The 24,079-nt window shown below is 73.8% G+C and carries 20 protein-coding genes; 10 read left to right on the forward strand and 10 right to left on the reverse strand.

From position 1 onward, the window contains the following. Positions 1 to 9 precede the first annotated feature (9 nt). Both GPA02_RS09605 and GPA02_RS09610 read left to right on the forward strand, forming a co-directional pair. The gene (locus GPA02_RS09605; RefSeq protein ID WP_156199708.1) at positions 10 to 2,859 is read left to right on the forward strand and encodes a lysylphosphatidylglycerol synthase transmembrane domain-containing protein; all 2,850 of its coding nucleotides are present in this window, start codon (positions 10 to 12) and stop codon (positions 2,857 to 2,859) included. Between the two features lie 118 nt (positions 2,860 to 2,977). After that, positions 2,978 to 4,207 carry a PP2C family protein-serine/threonine phosphatase gene (locus tag GPA02_RS09610; protein ID WP_162457740.1) on the forward strand — a complete coding sequence of 410 codons (1,230 nt, stop codon included), beginning with the start codon at positions 2,978 to 2,980 and terminating at the stop codon, positions 4,205 to 4,207. On the opposite strand, the gene GPA02_RS19010 is transcribed toward GPA02_RS09610, so the two are convergent. Beyond that, positions 4,197 to 5,573: an LssY C-terminal domain-containing protein gene (locus tag GPA02_RS19010; protein ID WP_156199710.1), complete on the reverse strand. Its 1,377-nt coding sequence runs from the start codon at positions 5,571 to 5,573 to the stop codon at positions 4,197 to 4,199. The two genes, GPA02_RS09610 and GPA02_RS19010, sit on opposite strands and share 11 nt — an antisense overlap. Before the next feature lie 233 nt (positions 5,574 to 5,806). On the opposite strand from GPA02_RS19010, the gene GPA02_RS09620 reads away from it, so the two are divergent. After that, positions 5,807 to 6,892 carry a DNA glycosylase AlkZ-like family protein gene (locus GPA02_RS09620; RefSeq protein WP_156199711.1) on the forward strand — a complete coding sequence of 362 codons (1,086 nt, stop codon included), beginning with the start codon at positions 5,807 to 5,809 and terminating at the stop codon, positions 6,890 to 6,892. 14 nt (positions 6,893 to 6,906) lie between these two features. Here the strand turns inward: GPA02_RS09620 and GPA02_RS09625 are convergent, their stop codons facing one another. Continuing rightward, positions 6,907 to 7,929: an LLM class flavin-dependent oxidoreductase gene (locus tag GPA02_RS09625; RefSeq protein WP_204986560.1), complete on the reverse strand. Its 1,023-nt coding sequence runs from the start codon at positions 7,927 to 7,929 to the stop codon at positions 6,907 to 6,909. 104 nt (positions 7,930 to 8,033) lie between these two features. Here GPA02_RS09625 and GPA02_RS09630 point away from each other — a divergent pair, with 104 nt between their 5' ends. Next, a complete protein-coding gene (locus GPA02_RS09630) occupies positions 8,034 to 8,435 on the forward strand; it encodes an MmcQ/YjbR family DNA-binding protein (protein ID WP_156199713.1) in 402 nt (133 codons plus the stop codon). Between the two features lie 32 nt (positions 8,436 to 8,467). On the opposite strand, the gene GPA02_RS09635 is transcribed toward GPA02_RS09630, so the two are convergent. Further along, on the reverse strand, positions 8,468 to 9,304 hold the full coding sequence (locus tag GPA02_RS09635; RefSeq protein ID WP_156199714.1) for an arginase family protein: 837 nt from the start codon (positions 9,302 to 9,304) through the stop codon (positions 8,468 to 8,470). 152 nt (positions 9,305 to 9,456) lie between these two features. Between GPA02_RS09635 and GPA02_RS09640 the strand changes: the two genes are divergently transcribed. Then, the gene (locus GPA02_RS09640) at positions 9,457 to 11,424 is read left to right on the forward strand and encodes an ABC1 kinase family protein (RefSeq protein ID WP_156199715.1); all 1,968 of its coding nucleotides are present in this window, start codon (positions 9,457 to 9,459) and stop codon (positions 11,422 to 11,424) included. A gap of 11 nt (positions 11,425 to 11,435) precedes the next feature. On the opposite strand, the gene GPA02_RS09645 is transcribed toward GPA02_RS09640, so the two are convergent. From GPA02_RS09645 to GPA02_RS09665, 5 genes are read right to left on the reverse strand one after another with little or no spacing between them, the layout of a single operon-like run. Continuing rightward, positions 11,436 to 12,191 (reverse strand): triose-phosphate isomerase, encoded by a 756-nt coding sequence (locus GPA02_RS09645; RefSeq protein ID WP_156199716.1) that lies wholly within the window; start codon positions 12,189 to 12,191, stop codon positions 11,436 to 11,438. Further along, positions 12,184 to 12,675 (reverse strand): ribose-5-phosphate isomerase, encoded by a 492-nt coding sequence (locus tag GPA02_RS09650; protein ID WP_156199717.1) that lies wholly within the window; start codon positions 12,673 to 12,675, stop codon positions 12,184 to 12,186. Before GPA02_RS09650 ends, GPA02_RS09645 begins: the two co-directional genes overlap by 8 nt. A gap of 1 nt (position 12,676) precedes the next feature. After that, entirely contained in the window at positions 12,677 to 14,383 is a 1,707-nt protein-coding gene (locus tag GPA02_RS09655) for a dihydroxyacetone kinase family protein (RefSeq protein WP_156199718.1), read from the reverse strand. Then, complete coding sequence (locus GPA02_RS09660; protein WP_156199719.1) at positions 14,380 to 15,339, reverse strand: sugar phosphate isomerase/epimerase family protein; 960 nt, start codon at positions 15,337 to 15,339, stop codon at positions 14,380 to 14,382. Before GPA02_RS09660 ends, GPA02_RS09655 begins: the two co-directional genes overlap by 4 nt. Beyond that, on the reverse strand, positions 15,336 to 16,340 hold the full coding sequence (locus tag GPA02_RS09665) for a 3-hydroxyacyl-CoA dehydrogenase family protein (protein WP_156199720.1): 1,005 nt from the start codon (positions 16,338 to 16,340) through the stop codon (positions 15,336 to 15,338). Before GPA02_RS09665 ends, GPA02_RS09660 begins: the two co-directional genes overlap by 4 nt. A 171-nt stretch (positions 16,341 to 16,511) precedes the next feature. Between GPA02_RS09665 and GPA02_RS09670 the strand changes: the two genes are divergently transcribed. Further along, positions 16,512 to 17,234 carry a FadR/GntR family transcriptional regulator gene (locus tag GPA02_RS09670; RefSeq protein ID WP_156199721.1) on the forward strand — a complete coding sequence of 241 codons (723 nt, stop codon included), beginning with the start codon at positions 16,512 to 16,514 and terminating at the stop codon, positions 17,232 to 17,234. Between the two features lie 165 nt (positions 17,235 to 17,399). After that, positions 17,400 to 18,446 carry a LacI family DNA-binding transcriptional regulator gene (locus tag GPA02_RS09675; RefSeq protein WP_156199722.1) on the forward strand — a complete coding sequence of 349 codons (1,047 nt, stop codon included), beginning with the start codon at positions 17,400 to 17,402 and terminating at the stop codon, positions 18,444 to 18,446. Between the two features lie 9 nt (positions 18,447 to 18,455). On the opposite strand, the gene GPA02_RS09680 is transcribed toward GPA02_RS09675, so the two are convergent. Further along, positions 18,456 to 19,496, reverse strand: a complete 1,041-nt coding sequence (locus GPA02_RS09680; protein WP_156199723.1) for a methyltransferase domain-containing protein — start codon at positions 19,494 to 19,496, stop codon at positions 18,456 to 18,458. Between the two features lie 412 nt (positions 19,497 to 19,908). Between GPA02_RS09680 and GPA02_RS09685 the strand changes: the two genes are divergently transcribed. From GPA02_RS09685 to GPA02_RS09695, 3 genes are read left to right on the forward strand one after another with little or no spacing between them, the layout of a single operon-like run. Next, positions 19,909 to 20,808: a carbohydrate ABC transporter permease gene (locus GPA02_RS09685; protein WP_204986561.1), complete on the forward strand. Its 900-nt coding sequence runs from the start codon at positions 19,909 to 19,911 to the stop codon at positions 20,806 to 20,808. After that, entirely contained in the window at positions 20,805 to 21,662 is an 858-nt protein-coding gene (locus tag GPA02_RS09690; protein WP_156199724.1) for a carbohydrate ABC transporter permease, read from the forward strand. Before GPA02_RS09685 ends, GPA02_RS09690 begins: the two co-directional genes overlap by 4 nt. A gap of 30 nt (positions 21,663 to 21,692) precedes the next feature. Beyond that, positions 21,693 to 23,030: an ABC transporter substrate-binding protein gene (locus tag GPA02_RS09695; RefSeq protein ID WP_170296840.1), complete on the forward strand. Its 1,338-nt coding sequence runs from the start codon at positions 21,693 to 21,695 to the stop codon at positions 23,028 to 23,030. Between the two features lie 37 nt (positions 23,031 to 23,067). Here the strand turns inward: GPA02_RS09695 and GPA02_RS09700 are convergent, their stop codons facing one another. After that, positions 23,068 to 24,051 carry an EamA family transporter gene (locus tag GPA02_RS09700; protein ID WP_156199725.1) on the reverse strand — a complete coding sequence of 328 codons (984 nt, stop codon included), beginning with the start codon at positions 24,049 to 24,051 and terminating at the stop codon, positions 23,068 to 23,070. Between the last annotated feature and the right edge of the window lie 28 nt (positions 24,052 to 24,079).

A 24,079-nucleotide genomic window follows, 5' to 3' on the forward strand; every position in this document is an offset into this window, starting at 1 on the left:
ATCGACCGCATGCCCGGTTCGGAGGTGACGCCGGTCGCTCCGGCGCGTGCTGCCGAGCGAGCCGTGCGCGTGGTCGACATCCCGCTGCGGCGGGTGCGACGCCCCGCCGACCTCGTGCTCATGCTGGCCTCGCTGGCCGGCATCGGGATCGTGCTCGTGCTCGGCATCTACGCCAGCCGCACCACGACGGCGGTCATCGACGACATCGAGGCGTCACCGCTCAGCGGCGTCATCGACGTCCTCACCAACATCCTGCTGCTGCCGATCAACGTCATCGAGGGCTGGCTGACCCTGATCCTGCCGGTGGTCGTCATCGCCGAGCGGCTGATCCGGCGCAACCCCCGCGCGGTGGCGGAGGCGCTGGTCGCGGCCGTCGTCGCCGCGTCGCTGGCGCTCCTGGTCTCCTGGCTGGTGTTCGAGCACGCGCCGGCCGCGCTGGTCGACGAGCTGCGGGTGTGGCAGATCGACCTCGACGGCAGCGGCCAGTGGGTGCTGACGATCACGCCGACGGTCGCGGCCCTCTCGGCGCTCCTCACGGCCACCGGCACCCGCGACCGCAGCCGCATCGTCGCGCTCTCGTGGAACCTGCTCTGGATCGTGCTCACGGTCGCGGTGCTCACGGGCACCTCGACGATCGTCGGAGCGCTGGTGTCGGTGCTCATCGGGCGCTCGGTCGGGCTCGGCATCCGCTACCTCGTCGGGGTGCTGTCGGAGCGCGCGCACGGCGACGCGCTCGTGGCAGCGGTACGACGAGCCGGCGTCGACCCGGTGAGCATCATCCGCATGGGCGACACGACCGACGTCGAGCACATGCGCGTCGAGACCGTCGTCACCGACGTGCCGATCGGCTACACGACCGCCGAGACCCGCTCGGCCGCGGTGCTCGAGACCGACGACCCGGCAGCCGACCCGGGCGCGGGCGGCATGCCGCGCGACGACCGTGCCGGACGCACCGCCGCCGCCGACCCGGCACCCGAGGCCGACCCCGACCTCACCCCCGCGCTCGGCGTGCCGGTCGCGACCGGCGGGGCCGAGGAGCCGACGCCCATGGCGCAGCCCGCGGCCGGCGAGGGCGACGGCTCGGCGGTCACGCTGCCGGTCGTGCCGACGATCGAGCCGATGAGCGACACCGCGTTCCGCGGCATCGCCGCGACCATGCCCGAGTCGGCGACGGTCGCGATCGAGCGGGAGGGCCTCAACCGGGTCTACGCGGTGCTGGACCGCGACGGCAACCGCTGGGACGCCGTCGTGCTCGACCGCGACAGGCAGGTCATCGGTCTGCTGGCGTGGCTGTGGTCGGCGATCACGCTGCGCGGCTTCGGCCGGCGCAACGCCGTCTCGCTGCGGCAGGCCGCCGACCGCGCCGTCCTCATGACCTACGCAGCGGCCGCCGCCGGCGTGCGCAGCCCGCGGCTGCGCGGCATCGCCCGCTCCGACGAGTCGATCGTGCTGCTGGGCGAGCACGTCGAGGGCGCCCGCAACCTCTCCGACTACACGGTCGAGCACATCACCGACGAGGTGATGGACCGCGCCTGGGATCAGCTGCGGCGGGCGCACCGCGCCGGGCTGTCGCACCGGAACCTGTCGGCCGAGACCGTGCTGCTCGTCGGCGAGGGCGAGCACGCCGGCGAGGTGCTGATCAACGGCTGGGAGCAGGGCGACATCGCCTCCTCGACGCTGTCCCGCCGCATCGACCAGATCCAGATGCTCATGCTGTTCGCGGTCCGCGTCGGTGCCGACCGCGCGTGCGACGCGGCCGCGCGCGTCCTCGACCCCGAGGAGCTCGCGGCGCTGGCACCGCTCGTGCAGACGGTCGCGCTGCCGCCCGAGACGCAGGCCGAGGCCAAGCGGGCGCGGACCGCCCTGCGCGACGTGCGCGACAAGCTCGTCACCTATCTGCCGGAGAGCCAGACCGAGATCCAGCCGATCCAGCTGCGGCGCGTCAGCGCCCGCACGGTCGTCACGGTGACGATCGCCGTCGTCGCCGGATGGATCCTGCTGACGACGCTCAACTTCCGCGAGATCCTCGCCGACGCCGCCAACGCCAACCCGGCCTGGATGCTCGCGGCGTTCGGGCTCGGGCTGCTCACCTACCTCGGCTCGGCGCTCGGCCTCATCGCGTTCTCGCCGGAACGGCTCGGGCTGTGGCGGACGACGCTCGTGCAGGTGGCGGCGTCGGTCATCGGACTGGTCGCACCCGCGGGCGTCGGGCCCGCAGCGCTCAACCTGCGGTTCATGCAGAAGCGCGGCGTCGCCACCCCGCTCGCGGTCGCCACGGTCGCGCTGCTGCAGGTCTCGCAGTTCGTCACCACGGTGCTGCTGCTCATCGCGATCGCGCTGCTCACCGGCAGCCAGGGTGCGCTCGCGCAGCTGCCGTCGGGGCCGCTCGTGCTGATCCTGGGCGTGTCGATCGTCGTCGTGGCGGTGCTGTTCCTCGTGCCGCAGCTGCGGCGCTGGGTGCTCACCAAGATCCGGCCGACGGTCCGCCAGGTCTGGCCGCGGCTGATCTGGGTGATCGGCCAGCCCGGGCGGCTGCTGCTGGGCATCGGCGGCAACCTGCTCATGACGATCGCCTACCTGGCCGCCTTCGCGGCCACGCTCGCGGCCTTCGGGCAGTCGCTGTCGCTGACGACGCTCGCGATCATCTACCTCACCGGCACCGCGATCGGCTCCGCGGTGCCGACACCGGGCGGCATCGGCGCCGTCGAGGGTGCGCTCTCGCTGGGTCTGACCACCGCGGGCGTCGCGACCGCGACCGCGACGTCGACCGCCGTGCTGTTCCGCGTGCTGACGTTCTGGATCCGCGTGCCGATCGGCTGGTTCGCGCTGCGGCACCTGCAGAAGCGGAACCTCGTCTGAGCGTCCGGGGCGGGCACGGCAGCCGCCTGGACGCGCGTGGATCGTCGGCGGCCGGGCAGACTATCGTGAGGGTTCCAGCGGGACGGCGGGCGACGGCGGAAGGGCGCGGGCGATGGAGGTGAGCTTCCGTTTCGCGGTGCGCAGCGACCTCGGCACGGTGCGCACCAACAACGAGGACTCCGCGCTGGCGAGCCCGAACCTGCTCGTGCTCGCGGACGGCATGGGCGGTCACGCCGCGGGCGAGGTCGCCTCGACGGTCGCCACCCGGGTGTTCGCCGAGATCGCCGACCACCTCGCCGAGACCCCCGACGGCGCCGACGTCGCCACCCGCATCACCCTCGCCGGCCGCTCCACCCGGCTCGCGCTGCAGGAGATGTCCGAGGCCGACCCGATGCTGGAGTCGATGGGCACCACGCTGCTCGCGGTCGTCAGCCACGCCGGGCAGGTGACGGTCGGGCACATCGGCGACTCCCGCGTGTACGCGTTGCGCGGCTCCTCGCTGTACCAGGTCACCACCGACCACACGCACGTGCAGCGGCTCGTCGACACCGGGCAGCTGACGCCCGAGAAGGCGCGCACCCACCCCTACCGGGCGATGCTGCTGCGCTCGCTCGACGACCACCCCGGCGGCCCGGACCTCGACGTCATCTCGCTCGCGATCGAACCGGGCGACCGGCTGCTGCTGTGCAGCGACGGGCTCTCCGACTACCTGCCGCCCGAGCAGATCGGGCGGCTGCTGGCGATCGCGGACCGCGAGGAGGCCGCCGACGCACTCGTCGACGCCGCGCTCGAGCACGGCACCCGCGACAACGTGACGGTCGTCGTCGCCGACGTCGTGGCGGAGCCCGGCAACGGCACGCTCCCCGAGCTGGCGGGTGCCGTCGTCGACGGCCTGGAGCTGTCGCCGATGGCGGGCGCCGCGCTCGAGCACAGCCTGCCGCGGCTGGCGCCGCAGATCCTCGCCCGGCCCCGCACCGAGGCCGAGCCGGCCGCCGAGGCCGAGCCGGCCGGAAGGGAACCGGTCGAGAGCGCCGACGCACCGGCTGCCGAGCCCGACGGCGCGGCCGTGCGCGAGGAGCCCGAGCCCGCTCAGCCCGAGCTGGTCGCCGAGGTGCCCGTCGAGGAGACCGACGACGCCGAGGTCGCACCGGCCGCGACCACCGCCGCGCCGCCCGAGGAGCCCGAGGCCCCCACGAAGCCCGATGCCGCCGAGCAGGGGGCCGAGGGCCGGCCCACCGCGACGACGGCGCCGACGTCCGCCTCGCAGCACCGTGAGCCGGTGCTGCCCGGGGTGCTCGCGGCCGCGCTGCTCGTGCTCGTCGCGGTCGCGATCGGCCTCATCCTGTGATCTCGCCGCTGGTGTCGCGCTCCGCCTCGCCGGGACGGCTCGTCGCGACGTAGATCCGCGCGGTGTCGCTCGACAGCGCCAGGATGACGAGGATCTCCAGCGCGGTGCCGAGCAGGCTGAGCATCGAGGTGCCGCGCTCGCCGCCCTCCCACCACAGCAGCGCCCACACGAGCACGCCGATCGTCGCCAGCGCGAGCGCCGCGGTGCGGGCCCACCGCCGCCGCGCGTAGACGAGCGCCGCGAGCAGCAGGTACGCGAGCAGGTAGACGACGAGCAGCAGCCGGGCGCCGGTGACGACGGCGTCGAGGCCGAGGCCGCCGTCGACCCACGACCGGACCGGGCCGAGCGCCAGCAGCGCGCCGCCGTGGTCGGGCACGGTCTCCGGCACGGCGACCGCACCGACGAGCGCGCGCACGAGCATGAGCGCCAGACCGAACGCGACGGTGATCGGGACCGGGCGCCGGTAGGCGGCCTCGGCGTCGTCCTCGGCGATCTTGGCGGCGACGTCGCCCGACGGCGCGGGCGTGTGCCGCAGGTCGACGATCGGCAGGTCTCCGTCGGTGCGGATGCGGTCGCCCCCGCCGTTGCGGTGGTGGTAGCCGGACGAGAAGTGCTTGAGCCGCTCGACCGCCATCCCCGTGTTCCCCGCGGCCGGGTGCTCGAGCGTGGCGATGATGTGGTCGCGCTCGGTGTCGATCTCGGCGTCGATGCGGTGGGTGAGCTGACCGGTGAACAGCGACAGCCCCACGGCGCGGTCGAACGTGCCCGCCGCCAGCCAGTCGACGCGCCGGCCGCCCGGCAGCAGCCACCCCTCGGGCGTGGGCCAGAAGCGCACGTGGTGCCGCTTCGCCGGGTTGCCCTCGACCTCCTGCTGGTAGGTGAACGCCTGCCGGCGGCCGAACAGGTACAGCGCGGAGACCGGTGCCTCCTCGTAGGAGCGGCGCCGCAGCGTGGCGACGACGGTGCGCCAGCCGGTGAACACGTTGAGCTCGTCCGCACGGCGCCACCCGGCGCGCAGCATCGCGGCGTGGATCTGCTCCTCGGTGCCGAGGATCGCGAGGTTGACCGGGTCGCCGAGCACGCCCTCGCGGGTGCGGGTGCGACCGATGAAGTAGTCGGGCAGGTAGATGCGCGAGAGCAGCGAGTGGATGCGCGGCAGGATCAGGTAGGTCACGAGCAGCCAGAACGGCACGAAGGCCCACAGCTGCGTCCACCCCTGCGTGAGCAGCTGGTAGACGAGCAGGAACGCCAGCCACGTCGCCGCGAGCGTGCCGAAGCCCGCGAACAGCCGGTCGACCCAGCGCACCGGCACGTGCTGCAGGCTCTCGACCGCTGCGTGCGCCCGGTCCGTCAGCGATCGCGCCATGACCACCAACCGTAGTCGCCGCACCGGCACCCGGCCGGGCCCGAGCCGCCCCGGGGGCCGGCATGTCGGCGAGACGACACGACGCAGGTGTGCCGACCCGGCCGCGCCGCCCAGCAGAGAGTGGCACGACGTGCCGTGAGACCGAGGAGCGGCAGGACGTGCAGTGAGACTGCGAGGGTGAGCGCGGCTGGTCCGCGGTGGCGGTGTCGGGGGCGCCCTCTACCGTGGTCGCGATGACGGTTCACGAGCTCACCCTGGCGCAGGCGCGGCGGGTGGCGGTGCGGGCGCAGTGGCTGGGCGCCGACCGCCCGCCGGACCTGCTCGCCTTCGTCCGCCGCGCGACGCTGCTGCAGCTGGACCCGACGAGCGCGATCGCGCCCAGCGCCGACCTCGTGCTGTGGAGCCGGCTCGGCAGCCGCTATCGGCACGCCGACCTCGAAGAGGCCGTGGCCCGCCGCGACCTCATCGAGCTCGACGCGATGCTGCGGCCCGCCGAGGACCTCGCGCTGTACCGCGCCGCGATGGCCGCGTGGCCCGTCGCGGGCTACCAGACCGGGGCCGCGCGCTGGGCCGAGGCGAACGAGGCGTGCGCGCAGGACATCCTGGACCGGTTGCGGGCCGAGGGGCCGCTGCCGTCGCGGGCGCTGCCCGACACGTGCGTGGTGCCGTGGCGCTCGACGGGCTGGACCAACGACCGCAACGTCACCCAGATGCTCGAGGTGCTCGTCGCGCGCGGGCAGGTCGCCGTCGCCGGTCGCATCGGCAAGGAACGGCTGTGGGACCTCGCCGAGCGCGTCTACCCCGACGTCCCGCCGGTGCCGATGGCCGAGGCGGCCCGACGGCGCGACGAGCGCCGGCTGCAGGCGCTCGGCATCGCGCGGGCGAAGGCGCCCCGGCACCCGATGGAGCCGACGCACGTCGGCGAGGCCGGCGAGGAGGCGGTCGTCGAGGGTGTCAAGGGCACCTGGCGGGTCGACCCCGCGCAGCTCGGGCAGCCGCTCGCGCCGCGGGCCGCGCTGCTCTCCCCGTTCGACCGGCTGCTGCACGACCGCCGCCGGCTCGAGGAGCTGTTCGGCTTCGAGTACGTGCTCGAGATGTACAAGCCGGCCGCGAAGCGCCGCTGGGGCTACTACGCGCTGCCGGTGCTCGTCGGCGAGGATCTCGTCGGCAAGCTCGACGCGAGCGTGGACCACGACGCCGGCGCGCTGCGGGTCAACCCCCTCCACTGGGACGTCGAGCCGAGCAGGGCGGCGAGGGCCGCCGTCGACGAGGAGATCGAGGGGCTCGCCGCGTGGCTGGGGCTCGCCGTCGCCCGCTGAGGACCACCGGTGGGTCAGCGCGGCCAGGCGGCCGCGATCGCCTCGAAGCTCGCGATGCGGGCGGCCCGGTCCAGGCCGGGCGTGACGACGACGACCTCGTCGGTCTGCGCCTGCTCCTGCAGCTCGCGCAGCCGGGCCACCACCTCCGACGCCGGCCCGACCGCCATCCGGTCGGGGTCGCGCGGTGCGTCGCGGAACTCCGGCGACGCGGCGAACGCGTCGACCTCCTCGGGCCGGATCGGCTCGCGGATGTTGCGACGCAGGTTGAGCATCGTGAGCGCCCAGGCGGCCTCGAACCGCGTGACCTGCTCCGGGTCGTCGCTGGCGAACGCCAGCACCGAGATCGCCGACCACGGCTGCTGCTCGACGCCGGGCTGGAACTGCTCGCGGTAGCGGCGCAGCACCGGCGTGGCGAGGTCGGGGCTCATGTGGTGGGCGAACACCGCCCGCATGCCGTTGACGGCGGCGAACTGCGGGCCGTAGGCGCTGGAGCCGAGCATGAACACCTCGGGCCGGTCGGCCACGACCGGCGCCGCGACCAGGCGCGCGTACGGGTGGCCCTCGGGGAAGCCGTCGCCGAGGAACCCGAGCAGCTCGGCGACCTGGCCGGGGAAGTCGGCCGCCGGGTCGGTCTGCACGCCGCGGCGCAGCACGTGCGCGGTCAGCGGGTCGGTGCCGGGCGCTCGGCCCAGGCCGAGGTCGACCCGGCCCGGCGCGATCGCGAGCAGCGTGCGGAACGTCTCGGCGACCTTGAACGCGGTGTGGTTCGGCAGCATGATCCCGGCCGCGCCGACCCGGATCGAGCTGGTGAGCGTGAGCAGGTGCGAGATGAGGATCTCGGGTGCGCTGCATGCCAGCGAGGTCATGTTGTGGTGCTCCGACACCCAGTACCGGCGGTAGCCGGCCGCCTCGACGGCGCGGGCGACCTCGACGGCGCCGGCGATCGAGTCGACCGGCGTCTCGCCGTGCTCGATCCCGACGAAGTCGAGGACGGCGAGGGGCAGGGTCGCGGGGGTGTCCGGGGTCTCGTCAGCCACGTCCTGCCTCAACCCGGCGGCGGCACCGACCATTCCCGGCCGTCCGGGGGTGCGGGCCGCCGGACCGGGCCCGCGGGCGCGCACGAGTCTGCAGACTGCTCGGCATGACCGACGACGACCCCTACCTGGCGCGGTTGCGGACGATCTGCCTCGCCCTCCCCGGCGCGGTCGAGGGCTCCAGCCACGGCCGGCCGGTGTTCCGCACGACGAAGGCGTTCGTCAACTACCGGTACGGACCGAAGGGCGGCGAGCACAGACCGGACCACACGCTGGTCGTGCTGCCGGACCCCGAGGACGAGGCGGCGCTGCGCGCCGACGAGCGCTTCTTCGTCCCGGCCTACCTCGGGAGCGCGGGCTGGCTGGGCACCGACCTGTCCGACGGCGGTGCGACCGCTCCCGACGCGGTCGACTGGGCGGAGGTGGCCGAGCTGGTCGAGGCCTCCTACCGCCGCACCGCGCCGGCGCGGCTGGTGCGCGAGCTGGACGCGGGCGAGGCGCCCGCCTGACCGAGGCGCACTCCCCGGGTCGCGCCGCGGCGTCACCGCTCCAGAACGGCCAGCAGCGGCTCCAGCGCGGTGACGAGCCGGCGGGCCGAGCCGTCGTCGCCGTCGCTCGCCTGCAGCTCGGCGACCTCGAGCCCGACGACGTCGGTCCTCACCAGCGCGGCCGCGCACGCCTCGAGCTGCGCCAGCGTCATCCCGTCGGGCACCTGGTACTCGGTGGGCACCGTGCCCGGCTCGAGCACGTCGCAGTCGATGTGCACGTACACCGGCCGGCCTGCGACGGCGTCGGCGAGCTGCTCCGCCATCGACCCGCCGACCGGCACGCGCCCCACGGCCCCGTCGGCGACGAGGCGCTGCTCCTCGGGGTCCATGTCACGGGTGCCGACGAGCACGGCGTGCTCGACCCCGGCGCCGAGACCGGAGTCCCACAGCCCGAGCGGTCCGGACAGCGCCAGCCCGCCGAGGTAGCCGGTGGGGGTGCTCGTGGGCGTGTTGAGGTCGGCGTGGGCGTCGAACCAGACGACGACCACGCCGGGGTGGGCGCGCGCCACCTCGGGCAGGGTCGCCAGCGCCGCGGCGCAGCGGGTGAGCGCGGCGACCGGCCCGGCGCCGGCGGCGAGCGCCTCGCGGAACCGGTCCGCGAGCCCCCGGAGGTCCGCGCGCGCCGCGTCGAGCTCGGCCTCCCAGCCGGACCCGAGCGGCGGACGCGGCTGCGCCACCGTGGTCACGGGCACCGACAGCCGGGAGCCCAGCGCGTCGGCCAGCTGCGCGGTCGCGGCGACCGCGGCGTCGTTGCGGTCGCCGGCCCGGCCGACGTAGCGGATGACGGCATCCGGTGCGGACTGTGCGGTCCGTGCGGTCTGGGTGCTCATGCCCGTCTTCTCCGATGCCCAAGGGTGGTGCCGGCGCCCGCCACTGTGCCAAAGTCGCCGCTCCCCCGGAGCACGCCGCGCACCCGTGTCGGTGCGCGGATCCCCGCCGTCCCGCCGGCACGGACGTCGGCGGCCCTGACACACTGGCGGGCATGGACGCCCTCGCGACGCTCGCGGCCGTCGGCTCCTCGGTGGTCTTCTGCCTGCTGTTCGCCGCCGTCGTGCGACGCGTGCTGGGCGTGCCGGTCAGCCTCGTGCGGGCGGCGCTCGCGGCGCTCGCCGCCTCCTTCGCGGCGAACCCGCTGCTCGCCGGGCTCATCGGCACACCGGCCGACGACGGTCGGCCCGACCTCGCGCTCGGGCTCTACCTCGCGCTCGTCATGGTGTTCGCGGTGGTGCTGGCGATGCTGCTGCTCGTCGTCGCCGAGATCCTGGTGCCGGACGGCTCGTTGCCGGGACCGCTGGAGCTGTGGCGCAACGGCCGCGCCCGGCTCGCGCGGAGCCGCCGCTACGCCCAGATCCTGCGGATCCTCGCCGGGCGCGGGCTCACCCGGTTCCTGCGCGGCCGTGAGCCGCGCGCGTCCTCCTCGGCCGAGCGGCGCGAGCTCGCGCGGTCGCTGCGGCTCGCGCTCGAGGAGGGCGGCGTCGCCTTCGTCAAGCTCGGGCAGCAGCTGTCGACGCGGCGCGACCTGCTGCCGCCCGAGGTCGTCGACGAGCTCAGCAGGCTGCAGGACGCCGCCGCACCGATCCCGTTCGCGGAGGTGCGCGACGTCCTCACGCGCGAGTGGGGACGCCCGCCCGAGGCGGAGCTGGTCGCGCTGGCCGAGCGACCGATGGGGTCGGCCTCGATCGCCCAGGTGCACGCCGCCACGCTGCGCGACGGCACCGAGGTGGTCCTCAAGGTGCAACGACCGGGGATCGCGGAGACGGTCGAGCGCGACCTCGACATCGTCGCGCGGCTGGCCAGCACGCTCGCCGAGCGGACGTCCTGGGGCGAGCGGATCGGGATCCGCGCGCTCGCCGACGGGTTCGCCGACGCGCTGCGCGAGGAGCTCGACTTCGGTGTCGAGCTGCGCAGCACCGCGCTCGTCGCCTCCGAGCTCGCCGCGACCCCGGGCGTGCGCGTGCCGCGTACCTACCCGCAGCTGTCGACGGCGCGGTTGCTCGTCATGGAGCGGATGCCCGGGCGGCCCCTCGGTGCCGCGGCGGACCTGCTGGCGGCGTTGGGTCCCCAGCGGCGCCGCGAGATCGCCGACACCCTGCTCGGGGTCGTCATGGGCCAGGTGCTGCGAACCGGGGTGTTCCACGTCGACCTGCACCCGGGCAACGTGCTCGTCGACGACGACGGCACGGTCGCGCTGCTGGACCTCGGGTCGGTCGGCCGGCTCGGCGACGCCACCCGGGAGAACCTCGTGAGGCTGTTCGGCGCCATCGGCACCGGCAGCTCCCAGGCCGCGACCGACGCGCTGCTCGACCTCGTCGACCGTCCGGAGGAGGTCGACGAGCGCGCGCTCGAGCAGGCGGTCGGCACCGTCCTGCTGCGGTTCTCCTCGGGCGGTCCCGGCGCGGCCGCCGCGGCGTTCGCGGCCCTCTTCCGACTCGTCGCCGACCACGGGCTCGGTGTGCCACCCGCGGTGGCCGCGGTGTTCCGCGCCGTCGCCACGCTCGAGGGCACGCTGCTGCTCGTCGACCCCGAGCACGACATGGTCGCGCGGGTGCAGGCCCTCGGCCACGAGCAGCTGGCGGCGGCGACGGAGCCGGCGGCGCTGCGCGACGGCCTCGAGCGCGAGGTCGTCGCGCTGCTGCCGGTGCTGCGGCGGCTGCCACGCCGCGTGGACCGGCTCGCCGACGCCGCCGAGCACGGCCGGCTGTCGGTCGGCGTGCGGCTGCTCGGCGACCGGCGCGACCGCGACCTCGTGGTCCGGCTGTGGCACCAGGGTCTGCAGACCGTGCTCGCCGCGACCGCCGGGCTGATGGCGGTCGCGCTGTTCGCGATCGGGCCGGGCCCGGGCGCGAGCCGCGGGGTCGGGGTGTTCTGGGTGCTCGGCACCACGCTGCTGTGCGCCGCCTGCGTCCTCGCGCTGCGCGTGCTGATGGCGGTGCTGCGGCGGCAGGGCTAGCGGCGGCAGGGCTAGCGGCGCCGCGCCGACTCGACCGCGGTCTCGACGATCGCCAGGTACCCCTCGACCTGCCAGGCCGCGCGACCGACGAACAGGCCGCCGATGCCGGGCACCTCGAGGAGCGCGGCCGCGTTGTCGAGCGAGACCGACCCGCCGTAGAGCACCGCCCGGCGCGGCCCGGCCTCGTGCGCGATCGCCTCGACGACCGGGGCGACGTCGTCCGGCGTCGCGGGCGTACCGCCCTCCCCGATGGCCCACACCGGCTCGTACGCGAGCAGCACCGCGGCGTCGTCGGGCACGCCGTGCAGCGCCGCGCGCACCTGGGCGGTGACGGTCGCGAGCTGCTCACCGGCCTCGCGCTGGCGCGCGTCCTCGCCGACGCACACGAGCGGCAGCACACCGTGCCGCAGCGCGGCGCGCACCTTGAGGTTGACGCGCTCGTCGGTCTCGGCGAAGTGCGCCCGCCGCTCGGAGTGCCCGATCTCCAGCAGCCGGGCACCGGCGTCGGCGACCTGCGGCACCGAGACCTCACCGGTCCAGGCGCCGGCGTCCTCCCAGTGCGCGTCCTGCGCACCGACGAGGACCGGGCTGCCGGCCAGCCGCTCGGCGACCGCCGCGATCGCGGTCGCGGGCGGGATCACGAACGGCTGCACCGTCGGGTCCCACGACGTCGCCGCGAGCACGTCGGCGAAGGCGCGCGCCTCCGCCAGCGTCTTCGTCATCTTCCAGCTGGTGCCGACCCAGATCGGCGCCGCCGGTTCACTCACACCGCTGCTCCGCGGCCTCGGCCGACAGGTCGCCGGAGTCGTAGCCCTCGATCGCGGCGACCTTCGGGCCCGAGCTCGAGCTCGGGTCGAAGGTGTAGGTCAGCCACTCGCGCGCCAGCCTGCGCGCGAGCTCCAGCCCCACGACCCGCTGCCCGAAGCACAGCACCTGCGCGTTGTTGGACAGCACCGATCGCTCGACGGAATAGGAGTCGTGCGCGGTGACCGCGCGCACCCCCGGCACCTTGTTCGCCGAGATCGCCACCCCGAGGCCGGTGCCGCACACCAGCAGCGCGCGGTCGGCCTTGCCGTCCGCGACCCGCTTGGCGGCCGCGACCGCGACGTGCGGGTAGTCGGTGTCGCCGTCGGCGTCCACACCGACGTCGTACACCTCGTCGACGAGCTCCGAGGCCTCGAGATCGGCCTTCAGTGCCGTCTTGTAGTCGTACCCGGCGCTGTCGGCACCGACGACGATCCGCAGTCCCATGTCATCCCTCCTTGTCGGCGACGGTGCGGCACACGAGCGCGAACGACGTCGCACCCGGGTCGGCGTGCCCCACCGAGTGGTCGCCGTGCGTCTTCGCCCGGCCCTTCTTGGCCTGCAGCTGTGCGGTGGCCTCGGCCGCCTCGGTGGCGCGCGCCGCGGCGGCGGACCACGCGGTCGCGAGGTCCTCCCCCGCACCCACGCGCTCGGCGAGCGCCTCGGCGAACGGGACGGCCGCGTCCATGAGCGTCTTGTCGCCCAGCTCCGCCTTGCCCAGGTCCTTCATGGCCCCGACGGCGGCGCTCACCGCCTCGGCGACGTCGGCGGCGCCCGGGGCGTCGGTGTCCCCGAGCCGCTCGCCGGCGGCGACGAGCGCGGCTCCCCAGAGCGCGCCGGACGTGCCGCCCGCGCTCTCGGCCCAGGCCTCGCCGACCTCGCGCAGCAGCGTGCCGAGGCCGACACCGGCGGCAGCCGCCTCGTGGCCGCGGTCGGCCGCACCGACCGCGCCGAGCACCATGCCCTGGCCGTGGTCGCCGTCGCCCGCCACGGCGTCGAGCTTCCCGAGCTCGGCCTCGTTCTCCTTGAGCGCGTCCACGACGTCGTCGAGGCGCGCCAGCGCGACCGCGGCGGCGCGCTGCGACGGCTCGGCACCCGCGGTGCGCTCGGCACCGGCCTGCTGCGGCAGAGGTCCGCGGCGCGGCGGGGCCGACGTCGTCGAGCCCAGCGAGCCGCGCCGGAACGCGGGGGTGTCCACGGGCGCCCGCCACAGCGGCTCGAGCTCGTCGTCGAGCAGCATCGCGGTGACCGACAGGCCGGCCATGTCCAGGCTCGTGACGTGCTCGCCGACCTCGGGCTCGACGAGCGTGAAGCCCTCGGCCTCGAAGCGGTCCGCGACGCGCGCGAAGACGACGAACTGCTCCTCGTACGTCGTCGCACCGAGGCCGTTGACCAGGATCGCGACGCGGTCGCCGGCCTCGTCGGGGAAGGCGGCCAGCAGCCGGTCGACGAGGTCGTCCGCGACCTCCTGCGCGGTGCCCAGCGGCACCTCGCTCAGGCCCGGCTCGCCGTGGATGCCGAGCCCGATGGCCAGCGAGCCCTCGGGCACGGTGAACAGGGGCGCGTCGGCGCCGGGCAGCGTGCACCCGGACATCGCGACGCCGATCGTGAACGTGCGGTCGTTGGCGTGCCGGGTGACCCGCTCGACCTCGTCGAGCGACCAGCCCTGCGCGGCGGCCGCGCCGGCGATCTTGAAGACCGGCAGGTCGCCGGCGATGCCGCGGCGCTCGGCGTGGGTGTCGGCCGACGCGATGTCGTCGGTGACCGTGAGGATGCGGGCCTCGATGCCCTCCTCGGCGAGCATCTCGACCGCGCGGCTGAACTGCAGCACGTCGCCCGCGTAGTTGCCGAAGCCGAACAGCACGCCGCCGCCCGCGTGCGCGGCGCGCGCGACCGAGGCGGCCTGCGAGGCCGACGGCGAGGCGAAGATGTTGCCGCACACGGCGCCGTGCGCCATGCCCTCGCCGATCCAGCCGGCGAAGGCCGGGTAGTGGCCGGAGCCGCCGCCGAGGACGACGGCGACCTCGCCCTGCGGCGTCTCGGTGGCGCGCACGGCACCGCCGTGCACCGCCATCACGCGGTCGGCGTGGGCGCGGACGAACCCGGCGAGGACGTCAGCGGCGAACTTCTTGGGGTCGTTGACGAGGTGCGTCATGGTGCGGGAGCCTCCAGCTTGGCGCGCAGGATGCGGCGGATGTAGTCGCGGTTGGTGGCCGAGACGCTGAGCCCGTCACCACCGTAGTGCTCGACGCACATCGGCCCGGTGAACCCGGCCTCGAGCGCCATGCCGATGGCGGTGCGGTAGTCGATGTAGCCGCTCTCGAGCGGCGCCGGCGCGGAGAAGTAGGCGCCGGTGGCGGGGTCGTGGTCGCGCAGGTAGTTCTTCAGCTGCCAGTAGTTCGTGTACGGCAGCATGCGCTCGAGCATGACCTTCCAGTCCTCGACCGGCCGGTGCAGGCGCACGATGTTGCCGATGTCGGGGCACAGGCCGACGTTGGGCAGGTCGATGTCGGTGACGAGCCGCACCGAGCTCTCGGAGGTCCCCAGGTAGGTGCCCTCGTACATCTCGAGCGAGATCTCGACGCCGGCGCGTGCCGCCTCCTCGCCGATGGTCCGGAACCCCTCGACGGCGGCCGCCCAGACGGCGGGGTCGTCCGGGTCCTCCTCGCCCTGGGCCAGCCAGAACCAGTGCGCCTCCTGCTGGGCGGGGGTCAGGGGCTGGTGCAGCCCGAGGCACACCAGCCCGACGCCGAGCTCGCCCGCGGCGCGCACGGTGTCGATGGCGAACTGCAGGTTGGCCGCGGCGCGGTCGGGGTCGGCGTCGATGATGCTGCGGCGCGCGAGCGGGACGGCGCTGATCCGCAGCCCGTACTCGCCGAGCGTGCGCAGCAGCGCCTCGCGTCCGGCGGCGTCGAGCTCGGAGATGCGGATGAACGAGGTGAACAGGTCGATCTCGGTGAAGCCGGCCGCGGCCACCTCGTGGAAGGCGGGCCGCCAGGCCGACGGCCCGGTCGTCGTGACGTCCCGGCCGTCGGGCAGGGTGCCCGCCAGCTGGGGCAGCCCGACGCCGATCGGCCAGGTGTCGGCGGTGGGCCGGTCGGGCGCGGTCATGCGGGGTTCTCCTCGGTGTCGGTGGTGCGGGGGTCGGCGTCGCTACCGGGCATCGGCCCGAGCTCGCGGAGCAGCCGGCTCATGCCGGTGTAGGCGCGGGCGCGCCACGCGGCGATCTCGTCGAGGGTCTCGGGCGGGTAGTCGCGGAACAGGCCGCGCCCGTTCTTCATCCCGTGACGACCGTCGGCGACCGCCTCGGTGAGCACGGCGGGCGCGGAGAACCGGCTGCCGAGCTCGGCCTCGAGCAGCCCGAAGCACTTCTCGTAGACGTCCAGGCCTGCCATGTCGAGCATCGCGATCGGCGGGATGAACGGCATCCGGAACCCGAGCGTGGTGCGCAGCACGGTGTCGACGTCGGCCGCGGTCGCGTGGCCCTCCTCGACCAGCAGCAGCGCCTCGCGCACGAGCGCGTACTGCAGCCGGTTGAGGACGAAGCCGGGGGCGTCACCGACGACGGCGCCGACCCAGTCCGCCCGCGCGAGCATCTCCTTGACGGGCGCCAGGACCGTCCGGTCGGTCGCCTCGCCGACGACGAGCTCGACCCCGGGCACCAGGTGCGCGGGGTTGCTCCAGTGCACGACGAGGAAGCGCTCGGGGCGCTCGACGGCGTCGGCCATCCGACGGACCGGGATCGTCGAGGTGTTGGAGCCGATGATCGCGTCGGCGCGGGCGGCGGCCGAGATGCGGGCGAGCACGTCGCGCTTGGTCTGCAGGACCTCGGGCACGACCTCCTCGACGAAGTCCGCGTCGCGCACGGCCTCCTCGAGCGTCGCCGCGGCGGCGAGGTTGGCCTCGACCGCCTCGAGCGTGCCGGCCGGCAGCAGCCCGGCCTCGACGTCGCGGGCCACGTCGCGCAGCGCGCGCTCCCGCCCGGCCTCGGCGAGCTCGGGCGTCGCGTCGGTCACCGTCACGCTCACGCCGGCGGCCGCCAGCCGCTGGGCGATTCCGGTGCCCATGTAGCCCGCGCCGATGACGGCGACCTTCTCGATCCGTTCGACCATCCGCTTCGCTCTCTCGTCGTTGGGAGCCTCAACTCATCAGAGGAGTTGCCGCACACCATAGCCCGTGTGCGCCGTCGGCGCCAGGGTTTGGCGCGCCGTTCGACCTGCTCGCCCCCGCACTCATCAGCGCAGTCGCGCCAGCGCACGGACGCCGTCTGGCACGATGTGCGCATGGCCGCGACACCGACCGAGCCCGCGGGCTCGGCACCCCGCACGGCGTCCGACGCCGTCGTCGCGCACCTGGAGACCCTCATCCTCGACGGCACCTACCAGGCCGGCGACTCGCTGCCGTCGGAGACCGAGCTGGCCGCCGAGCTGCAGGTCAGCCGGCTCACGGTGCGCGAGGGCGTGCGGTCCCTGGCCGCTCGCGGCCTCGTCGAGGTGAGCCACGGGCGCCGCCCGGTGGTGGCAGCACCGAACGCGACGCTGCTGCGCGACTTCTTCTCCTCGTCGGTGCGCCGCGACGCGGCCGGGCTGCTCGAGCTCCTCGACGTCCGGCTGGCGATCGAGGTGCACGCGGCCGAGCTGGCGGCGCGGCACGCGACCCAGGCCCAGCTCGACAGCCTGGAGGCCGCGCTGCAGGCGATGGCCGACGCCCCCGACGACGACGCCTTCACGGCCGCCGACATGCGGTTCCACCACGGCATCACCGAGGCGAGCGGGAACCGCATGATCCGCTTGCTGGTCGAGGGCATGGCGGAGCCGCTCGAGGTCGGCCGGCGGCAGAGCCTGCGCGGCTACCTGCAGGGCGCACCCGATCTCGACGGCCTGATCGCGGAGCACCGGGCGGTCTTCGACAGGATCGCCGCGCGCGACGCCTCAGGTGCTGCGCGCGCGATGCGCAAGCACCTCGGCACCACCCGCCGCGACCTCCTTCGCGCCTTCTCCCGGTGACCCCGACCCCGCGGCCCCACGGCGTGCCGGCGACCCCCGGTTTGTTGCCGTCGCAGCGATATACAACGTTGTAGAGTCGGCGCCGACCGACCTCGTGGACGCGATCGGCCTCTCGTCGCGGCGGCTCCGAGCGGTACGAGGCACGAACGACAGGGGATGCGACCGATGAGCGCCACGATGCGGGATGTCGCGCGGCTGGCCAAGGTGTCGATCAAGACGGTCTCGAACGTCGTCAACGACTACCCGCACATCCGCCCCGAGACGCGGGCGCGCGTCGAGGCCGCCATCGAGGCCCTGGGGTACCGCCCGAACCTCTCGGCGCGGGGGCTTCGGTCGGGTCGCACCCGCGTGATCGGCCTCGCCGTCCCCGAGCTGCGGCAGAACTACTTCGCCGAGCTCGCCGACTCGGTGATCGCGGCGGCCGAGGAGCGGCAGCTGAGCGTCGTCGTCGGGCAGCACGGCGGCGACCGCGAGCGCGAGACCGCGATCCTCCGGGAGGGGCTGCGGCACACGGACGGCCTGCTGTTCAGCCCCGAGCGGCTCGGGCAGGAGGACCAGGAGCTGTTCGAGGTCGACTACCCGCTGGTGCTGCTCGGCGAGCGCATCTTCGGCGCGCCGGCCGACCACGTCGCGATGCACAACACCTCGGCGGCGCAGGCCGCGGTCGAGCACCTCATCGAGCGCGGCCGTCGCAGGATCGCCCTCGTCGGCGCGCACCCGGACGGCCGGCTCGGGCAGGTGCGGCCCTCCGACCTCCGGCTCGCCGGCTACCGGCGCGCGCTCACCGAGGCGGACATCCCGCTCGACCCGACCCTGGAGCGACCGGTCGCGCCGTGGCACCCGCAGAACGGTGTCGACGCCACGCGCGAGCTGATCGCCTCCGGCGTGGAGTTCGACGCCGTCTTCGCGCTCAACGACACGCTCGCCCTCGGCGTGCTGCGCGCGCTCGCCGAGGCGGGCATCGCCGTCCCCGACCAGGTGGCTGTCATCGGCTTCGACAACATCGACGACGGGCGGTTCACGGTGCCGTCGCTGTCGACGGTCGACACCGGTCGCGACGACATCGCGGCGCTCGCGGTCGCGATGCTCGCCGAGCGGATCGAGAACGGCACGGCGGCCCAGCCGGCCCGGCTGGTCAAGACCGACTTCCGGATCGTCGCGCGCGAGTCGACGGGCACGTTCGAGGCCGACCCGACCGACGTCGGGGACTGAGCGCGCACCTCACCGCGGCCGCGCCACGACGACGCGGGGGTGTCGGCCCGCGACGCTGAGCACGAGGCTGCGCTCGACGTGCCAGCCGGGGGCCTCGAGCAGCACGGGCTCCTGGCCCTCGTCGAGGAGCACGACCAGACGGCCGTCGACGCGGAGCACCCGGCGCCACTCCGCGAGGAACCCGACCAGGTCGCCCGCCGACCGGCGCACGCCCCAGGGCGGGTTGGTGACGACCCGGTCCACGCTCCCGCTCGGGAGGCCGGTCGCCGCCGCGTCGCCGACGCGCCACGCGATGCCGCGGCCGCGCGCGTTGTGGCGGGCGGCTGCCACGGCCGCGGGGTCGCGGTCCAGACCGAGGTGGTCGGCGGTAGGCGCGACCTCGTGCGCCTCGACGAGCAGCGTGCCGGCCCCGCAGCACGGGTCGAGCACGCGGGCCCCGGCCCGCAGGTCGGCCAGCCGTGCCATCGCGGCCGCCACCGGCGGGTGCACGCTCCCGACGACCGTGCGGGTGCGCCAGGGCCGACGGTGCAGCGGCGCCGCGTACGGTCGCCGTCCGACCCTGAGCGTCGCGCCGTCGAGGGTGACCCGCCACGCGAGCGCGTCGGGCGGTGGGACGGCGCCGTCGCGGCGCGACGCGTACGTCCCGGCTCCCCACCGGGCGAGCACGCGCCCCACCGCGTCCTCGATGTCGAACCGTGTGTAGCGGCGCCGACCCACGAACGACGCGGAGACGGCGAACGGGCCCAAGAGGTCGACGCGCGGACGGAGCGCGTCGACGGCGTGCTCCAGGTCGCGCCGGGCAGGGCCGGGGTCGGGTGCCTCGGCCGCCACGAGGAACAGGTCGTCCGCCAGTCGTGGCGGACGATCGAGGATCGTGCCGTCGGCGGGTGCGACGACGAGCTGTCGCCTGGCGCGGTCGACGACGGCGTGGCCGGCCTCGGTGACCTCGGCCTCGAGCAGCTGCTCGAGGCCGGTCGTGGCGCGGACGACGACGGCGCGGGGGTGCGGACGAGTGGACGAGGACAGGGCGCGACGGCGCGCAGCGGGCATGACGAGCTCTCCCGGTCAGCGGTCGGGAGCCGCCGGACGGCTGCTCCCGCATCGCCAGCCGCGGGCGTGGCCTCGGGTGTGGCTGGCGGAGCGCTAGCCGAGCGAGAAGAACGTGGTCGTCACGGCCGCGATGGTGCCAGCCGCCCCCGCCGCAGGTCGACGCAATTTCGAGCCGCCGCGCCGCCCGGTCGCGGCGCGCCGGACCGCTCCGCGGAGCGCTGCGGGCCCGGTCCGCGGGTCGCTCGCACCACCGTCTGCAACGATGCGATAACGATGTCGGCAAGGCACCCAGCGGCGCGTTCTACATCGATGTACAGTCCCGGCCACGGGGGTCGCCGACGACCGGTCGTCGGCGAGGCAGGGACACGCCCGCGGGCGCGTCCCGAGGATTCAGAGAGGGTCTCGATCTGCGGTGAAGCAGCTGCTCTACTCGCAACGGCTCGCGCCGTACCTGTTCATCGCCCCGTTCGTGATCACGCTCGTCGTGTTCTGGATGATCCCGGTCGGGCAGTCGGTGGTGATGAGCACGCAGGAGGTGCTCTACGGAGAGACCACCCCGGTCGGCTTCCGCAACTACGAACGGCTCTGGCAGGACCGCCTGTTCTGGCAGGCGCTGTTCAACAGCGCGCGCTACATGGTGCTGACGCTGGCGATCCTCATCCCGATCCCGATGGTGCTGGCGGCCCTGGTCTGCAACAGCATCGGCAGCCCGCGCATCAAGAACTTCTTCAAGGCGTCGCTGTTCGTGCCGGCGCTGACCTCCGTGGTGGTCGCGGGCATCGTGTTCCGGCTGATGTTCGCCGAGACCGGCACCGGTCTGATGAACCAGATCATCTCGGTCATCGGCCTGGGCCCGGTGCGGTGGCTGCGCGAGGACGTGCCCGGCCTGATCGCGCTGCTGGCGCTGGCCACCTGGCGCTACACCGGCGTCAACACGATGTACTTCATCGCGGGCATCCAGTCGATCCCGGGCGAGCTCTACGAGGCGGCCTCGATCGACGGCGCCAGCCGCCGCCAGCAGTTCTTCCGCATCACGATCCCGAACCTGCGCCCGACGCTCGTCTACGTCACGACGATCAGCATCTACGGCGGCCTCGCGATGTTCCTCGAGAGCTTCATGCTCTACGCGGGCAACGGCTCGCCCAACAACCAGGGCCTCACGGTCATCGGCTACCTCTACCGGCGCGGCATCGAGGAGAACGACCTCGGGTTCGCCTCCGCGGTCGGGGTGGTGCTGCTCGTCGTGATCCTCGCGATCAACCTCACCCAGCTGACCCTGTCGGGCACGTTCCGGAAGGAGGCCGACCGATGAGCGCCCCCGGCGAGCGCCGCGCGCTGTCCCCGCGCGTCTACGGGCTGATCCAGAACGGTCTGCTCGTGCTGATGGCCCTGATCTCGTTGGTGCCGCTGCTGGCGATCTTCGTCGGCACCTTCCAGAACGGCAACGAGATCATCCGTCAGGGCGTCACGCTCGACATCGACTGGGGCGCGCTGACCTTCGACAACTACCGGATGCTCTTCACGGACTCCGGCTACTACTTCCGCTGGTTCGCGAACACGCTCGGGCTGACGATCGTCACCGTCGTCGGCACGCTGCTGGTGAGCTCGTTCGTCGCCTACGGCTTCGCGATGTACGAGTTCAAGGCCAAGCGGCTCGGCTTCATCGGCGTGCTGCTGCTCATGACGGTGCCGTTCGAGATGCTGATGCTGCCGCTGTACGTGCAGGTCAACAAGTTCGGGCTGGCCGACTCCTACGTCATGGTCGTCATCCCGTTCCTCGCGGCCCCCGTGACGATCTTCTTCTTCCGGCAGTACTTCCTCGGCATCCCGAAGGAGCTGCTCGAGGCCGGACGGGTCGACGGTGTCACCGAGTTCGGGATCTTCTTCCGCCTCGTGGTGCCGATCATCCGGCCCGCGCTCGCGGCGATGGCGATCCTCAACGGGATGCTGGCCTGGAACAACTTCCTGTGGCCGCTGCTGGTGCTGCGCTCGCCGCAGAACTTCACGCTGCCGATCGGTCTGAACACGCTGCTGACGCCGTACGGCAACAACTACGAGCTGCTGATCATCGGGTCGTTCTTCTCGCTGATCCCGATCCTGATCCTGTTCCTCGCCTTCCAGAGATTTTTTGTCGAGGGCATGACCGCTGGGGCACTCAAGGGCTGAGTCCCCGTTCCGAGAATCGGAGGAAATTCCATGGCACGACACCGGATGTGGACGTCGCTCGCGGCGGTCGCACTGAGCGCGGGGCTCGTCGCCGCGTGCGGCGGCCCCGGCGGCGGCGACCAGCCGACCGGCGGACCGAACGAGGACGGCGTGACCACGCTGTCCGTGTGGGTCTTCGCCGAGCTTCACGGGGCCTTCTACGAGCAGATGGCCGAGAGCTGGAACGAGGAGAACCCCGACCGGCAGATCGAGCTCGACATCACGGTCTACCCGTACCAGGACATGCACAACAAGCTGCAGCTCGCGCTGAACTCCGGCGAGGGTCTGCCCGACCTGGTCGACATCGAGGTCAACAAGTTCTCCAACTTCGTCCGGGGCGACAACCCGCCGCTGGTCGACCTCACCGAGGCGGCCCAGCCGTACATCGACGACGTCGTCCAGGCGCGGCTCGACCTCTACAGCCGTGACGGCAAGATCTACGGCTACCCGACCCACGTCGGCGCGATGGTCGCCTTCTACAACGCGACGCTGCTCGAGGAGGCGGGCGTCGACTACACGACGATCCGCACCTGGGACGACTTCGAGGAGGCGGGCGTCCAGTACCACGAGGCGACCGGCAAGGAGTTCGGCATCGCGAGCACCGAGGTGTTCTTCACCGAGCCCCTCACGATCGCCCAGCTCGGTGGCAACATCTTCGACGAGTCCGGCAACGTCTCGGTCGACAACCCCGAGGTCACCGAGGCCATGGAGATGTGGCAGGGCATGCTCGAGGCCGGTGCGATCTCGACGATCCCCGGCGGCAGCCCCGACTCCGAGGAGGGCTACGGCGCCATCAACAACGGCGACTACGCCGCGGTCGTGTACCCAGCCTGGTACACCTCCCGGTTCGTCGACTACATGCCCGACCTCGAGGGTGACATCGCGATCGCGCCGGCGCCCGTCGTCGAGGGCTCGGACGTCCTGACGATCGGTGGTGGCGGCACCGGCATGTCGATCCCGAAGGGTTCGCCGAACGAGGAGCTCGCAGCCGACTGGCTCGCCTACGCGAAGCTGTCGCCGGAGGCGAACGTCGCGGTGTGGGAGGTTCTCGGGTTCGACCCGGTGAACATGGCGGTGTGGGAGGACGAGGCCGTCACCCACAACCCGGACAACAAGTTCAACCAGTACTTCCAGACCAACGTGTTCGACGTGCTGAACGAGGTCAAGGACGGCATCAGCCACTTCGAGGGCTTCGCCCACCCCGACCTGCCGGCCGTGAACAACACGTTCACGACGGTGACGCTCACCGAGATCTACGAGAACGGTCGTAGCGTCCCCGACGCGCTCGCGCAGGCGCAGTCCGACCTGCAGACCGAGCTCGGTCAGTAGGTCCTCGCGACGACGGGGCGGGTGACGGCGGACGCCGTCACCCGCCCTTCGTCGTTCCTGCGGCGGGCTCGGGAGCAGGCTCGACGGGCCCAGCCTGCCCCCCGAGCTCGGCCGCCCCGGCGGACTCGGTCGGCCGCGACGACACGGGTAGCGGCCGCCGGCGCCCCAGCGAGCCCAGCAGCACACCGGTGATGACGACGAGGCCGCCGAGGGCCTCGGTCGGCGCGACGCGCTCGCCGAGCGCCAGCCACGCGACCGCCATGCCGGCGACCGGGACGAGCAGCGAGTAGGGCGCGACCACCGCCGCGGGGTGACGCGACATCAGCCACACCCAGATACCGGAGCCGAGCACGGTGCCCACGAGCACGGTGTAGGCGAGCCCGAGCAGCGCCGGCACCGCCGCGGGCGTCAGGGCGGTGGCGAGCGAGCGGCCGATCGCGCCCGGGCCCTCGACGGCGAGCGAGACCACGAGCATCGGCAGCGGCGGCACCACCGACATCCACAACGTCAGGTGCAGCGGGTTGCGGGGCTGCGCCTGCCTGCTGCAGATGTTGCCGACCGCCCAGCCCAGCGCCCCGGCGAGCGTCAGCAGGAAGGGCAGCACCTGTGCGACCTCCGCGCGGTACCACCCCACGACAGCGAGACCGCCCATCGCGACGAGGATCCCCAGCACCTGCCGCCCGCTGAGCCGCTCGCGCAGCAGCGTCGCACCGAGGACGACCGTGAACGGGGCGGAGGCCTGCAGCACCAGCGAGGCGAGTCCCGCCGGCATGCCGACCGCCATGCCCCAGTACAGGAAGAGGAACTGCACGGTGCCGAAGCCGAGCCCGTAGCCGACCAGCCAGCGCACGCGCACACCGGGCCACGGCACCAGCAGCAGGGTCGGCAGCGCGATGACCGCGAACCGCAGCGCGACGAGGAAGAACGGCGGGAAGTGCTCCAGCGAGGCGTGGATCGCGGTGAAGTTCGCGCCCCACATGACGGCGACGGCGACGGCGAGAAGACGGTGACGGACGGGCACGCGCCCACGGTGCACCGAGCGCCAGGTC

It is taken from the genome of Actinotalea caeni (assembly GCF_009733795.1).
Classification (GTDB): domain Bacteria; phylum Actinomycetota; class Actinomycetes; order Actinomycetales; family Beutenbergiaceae; genus Pseudactinotalea; species Pseudactinotalea caeni.

Excerpts from the sequence above, each read along its gene's own strand:
- GPA02_RS09650 (WP_156199717.1), bottom strand. The coding sequence starts at position 12,675 with ATGGGACTGCGGATCGTCGTCGGTGCCGACAGCGCCGGGTACGACTAC.
- GPA02_RS09640 (WP_156199715.1), top strand. The coding sequence starts at position 9,457 with ATGGACGCCCTCGCGACGCTCGCGGCCGTCGGCTCCTCGGTGGTCTTC.
- GPA02_RS09660 (WP_156199719.1), bottom strand. The coding sequence starts at position 15,339 with ATGACCGCGCCCGACCGGCCCACCGCCGACACCTGGCCGATCGGCGTC.
- GPA02_RS09655 (WP_156199718.1), bottom strand. The coding sequence starts at position 14,383 with ATGACGCACCTCGTCAACGACCCCAAGAAGTTCGCCGCTGACGTCCTC.
- GPA02_RS19010 (WP_156199710.1), bottom strand. The coding sequence starts at position 5,573 with ATGGCGCGATCGCTGACGGACCGGGCGCACGCAGCGGTCGAGAGCCTG.
- GPA02_RS09680 (WP_156199723.1), bottom strand. The coding sequence starts at position 19,496 with ATGCCCGCTGCGCGCCGTCGCGCCCTGTCCTCGTCCACTCGTCCGCAC.
- GPA02_RS09630 (WP_156199713.1), top strand. The coding sequence starts at position 8,034 with ATGACCGACGACGACCCCTACCTGGCGCGGTTGCGGACGATCTGCCTC.
- GPA02_RS09620 (WP_156199711.1), top strand. The coding sequence starts at position 5,807 with ATGACGGTTCACGAGCTCACCCTGGCGCAGGCGCGGCGGGTGGCGGTG.
- GPA02_RS09695 (WP_170296840.1), top strand. The coding sequence starts at position 21,693 with ATGGCACGACACCGGATGTGGACGTCGCTCGCGGCGGTCGCACTGAGC.
- GPA02_RS09690 (WP_156199724.1), top strand. The coding sequence starts at position 20,805 with ATGAGCGCCCCCGGCGAGCGCCGCGCGCTGTCCCCGCGCGTCTACGGG.
- GPA02_RS09665 (WP_156199720.1), bottom strand. The coding sequence starts at position 16,340 with ATGGTCGAACGGATCGAGAAGGTCGCCGTCATCGGCGCGGGCTACATG.
- GPA02_RS09670 (WP_156199721.1), top strand. The coding sequence starts at position 16,512 with ATGGCCGCGACACCGACCGAGCCCGCGGGCTCGGCACCCCGCACGGCG.
- GPA02_RS09675 (WP_156199722.1), top strand. The coding sequence starts at position 17,400 with ATGAGCGCCACGATGCGGGATGTCGCGCGGCTGGCCAAGGTGTCGATC.
- GPA02_RS09605 (WP_156199708.1), top strand. The coding sequence starts at position 10 with ATGCCCGGTTCGGAGGTGACGCCGGTCGCTCCGGCGCGTGCTGCCGAG.
- GPA02_RS09635 (WP_156199714.1), bottom strand. The coding sequence starts at position 9,304 with ATGAGCACCCAGACCGCACGGACCGCACAGTCCGCACCGGATGCCGTC.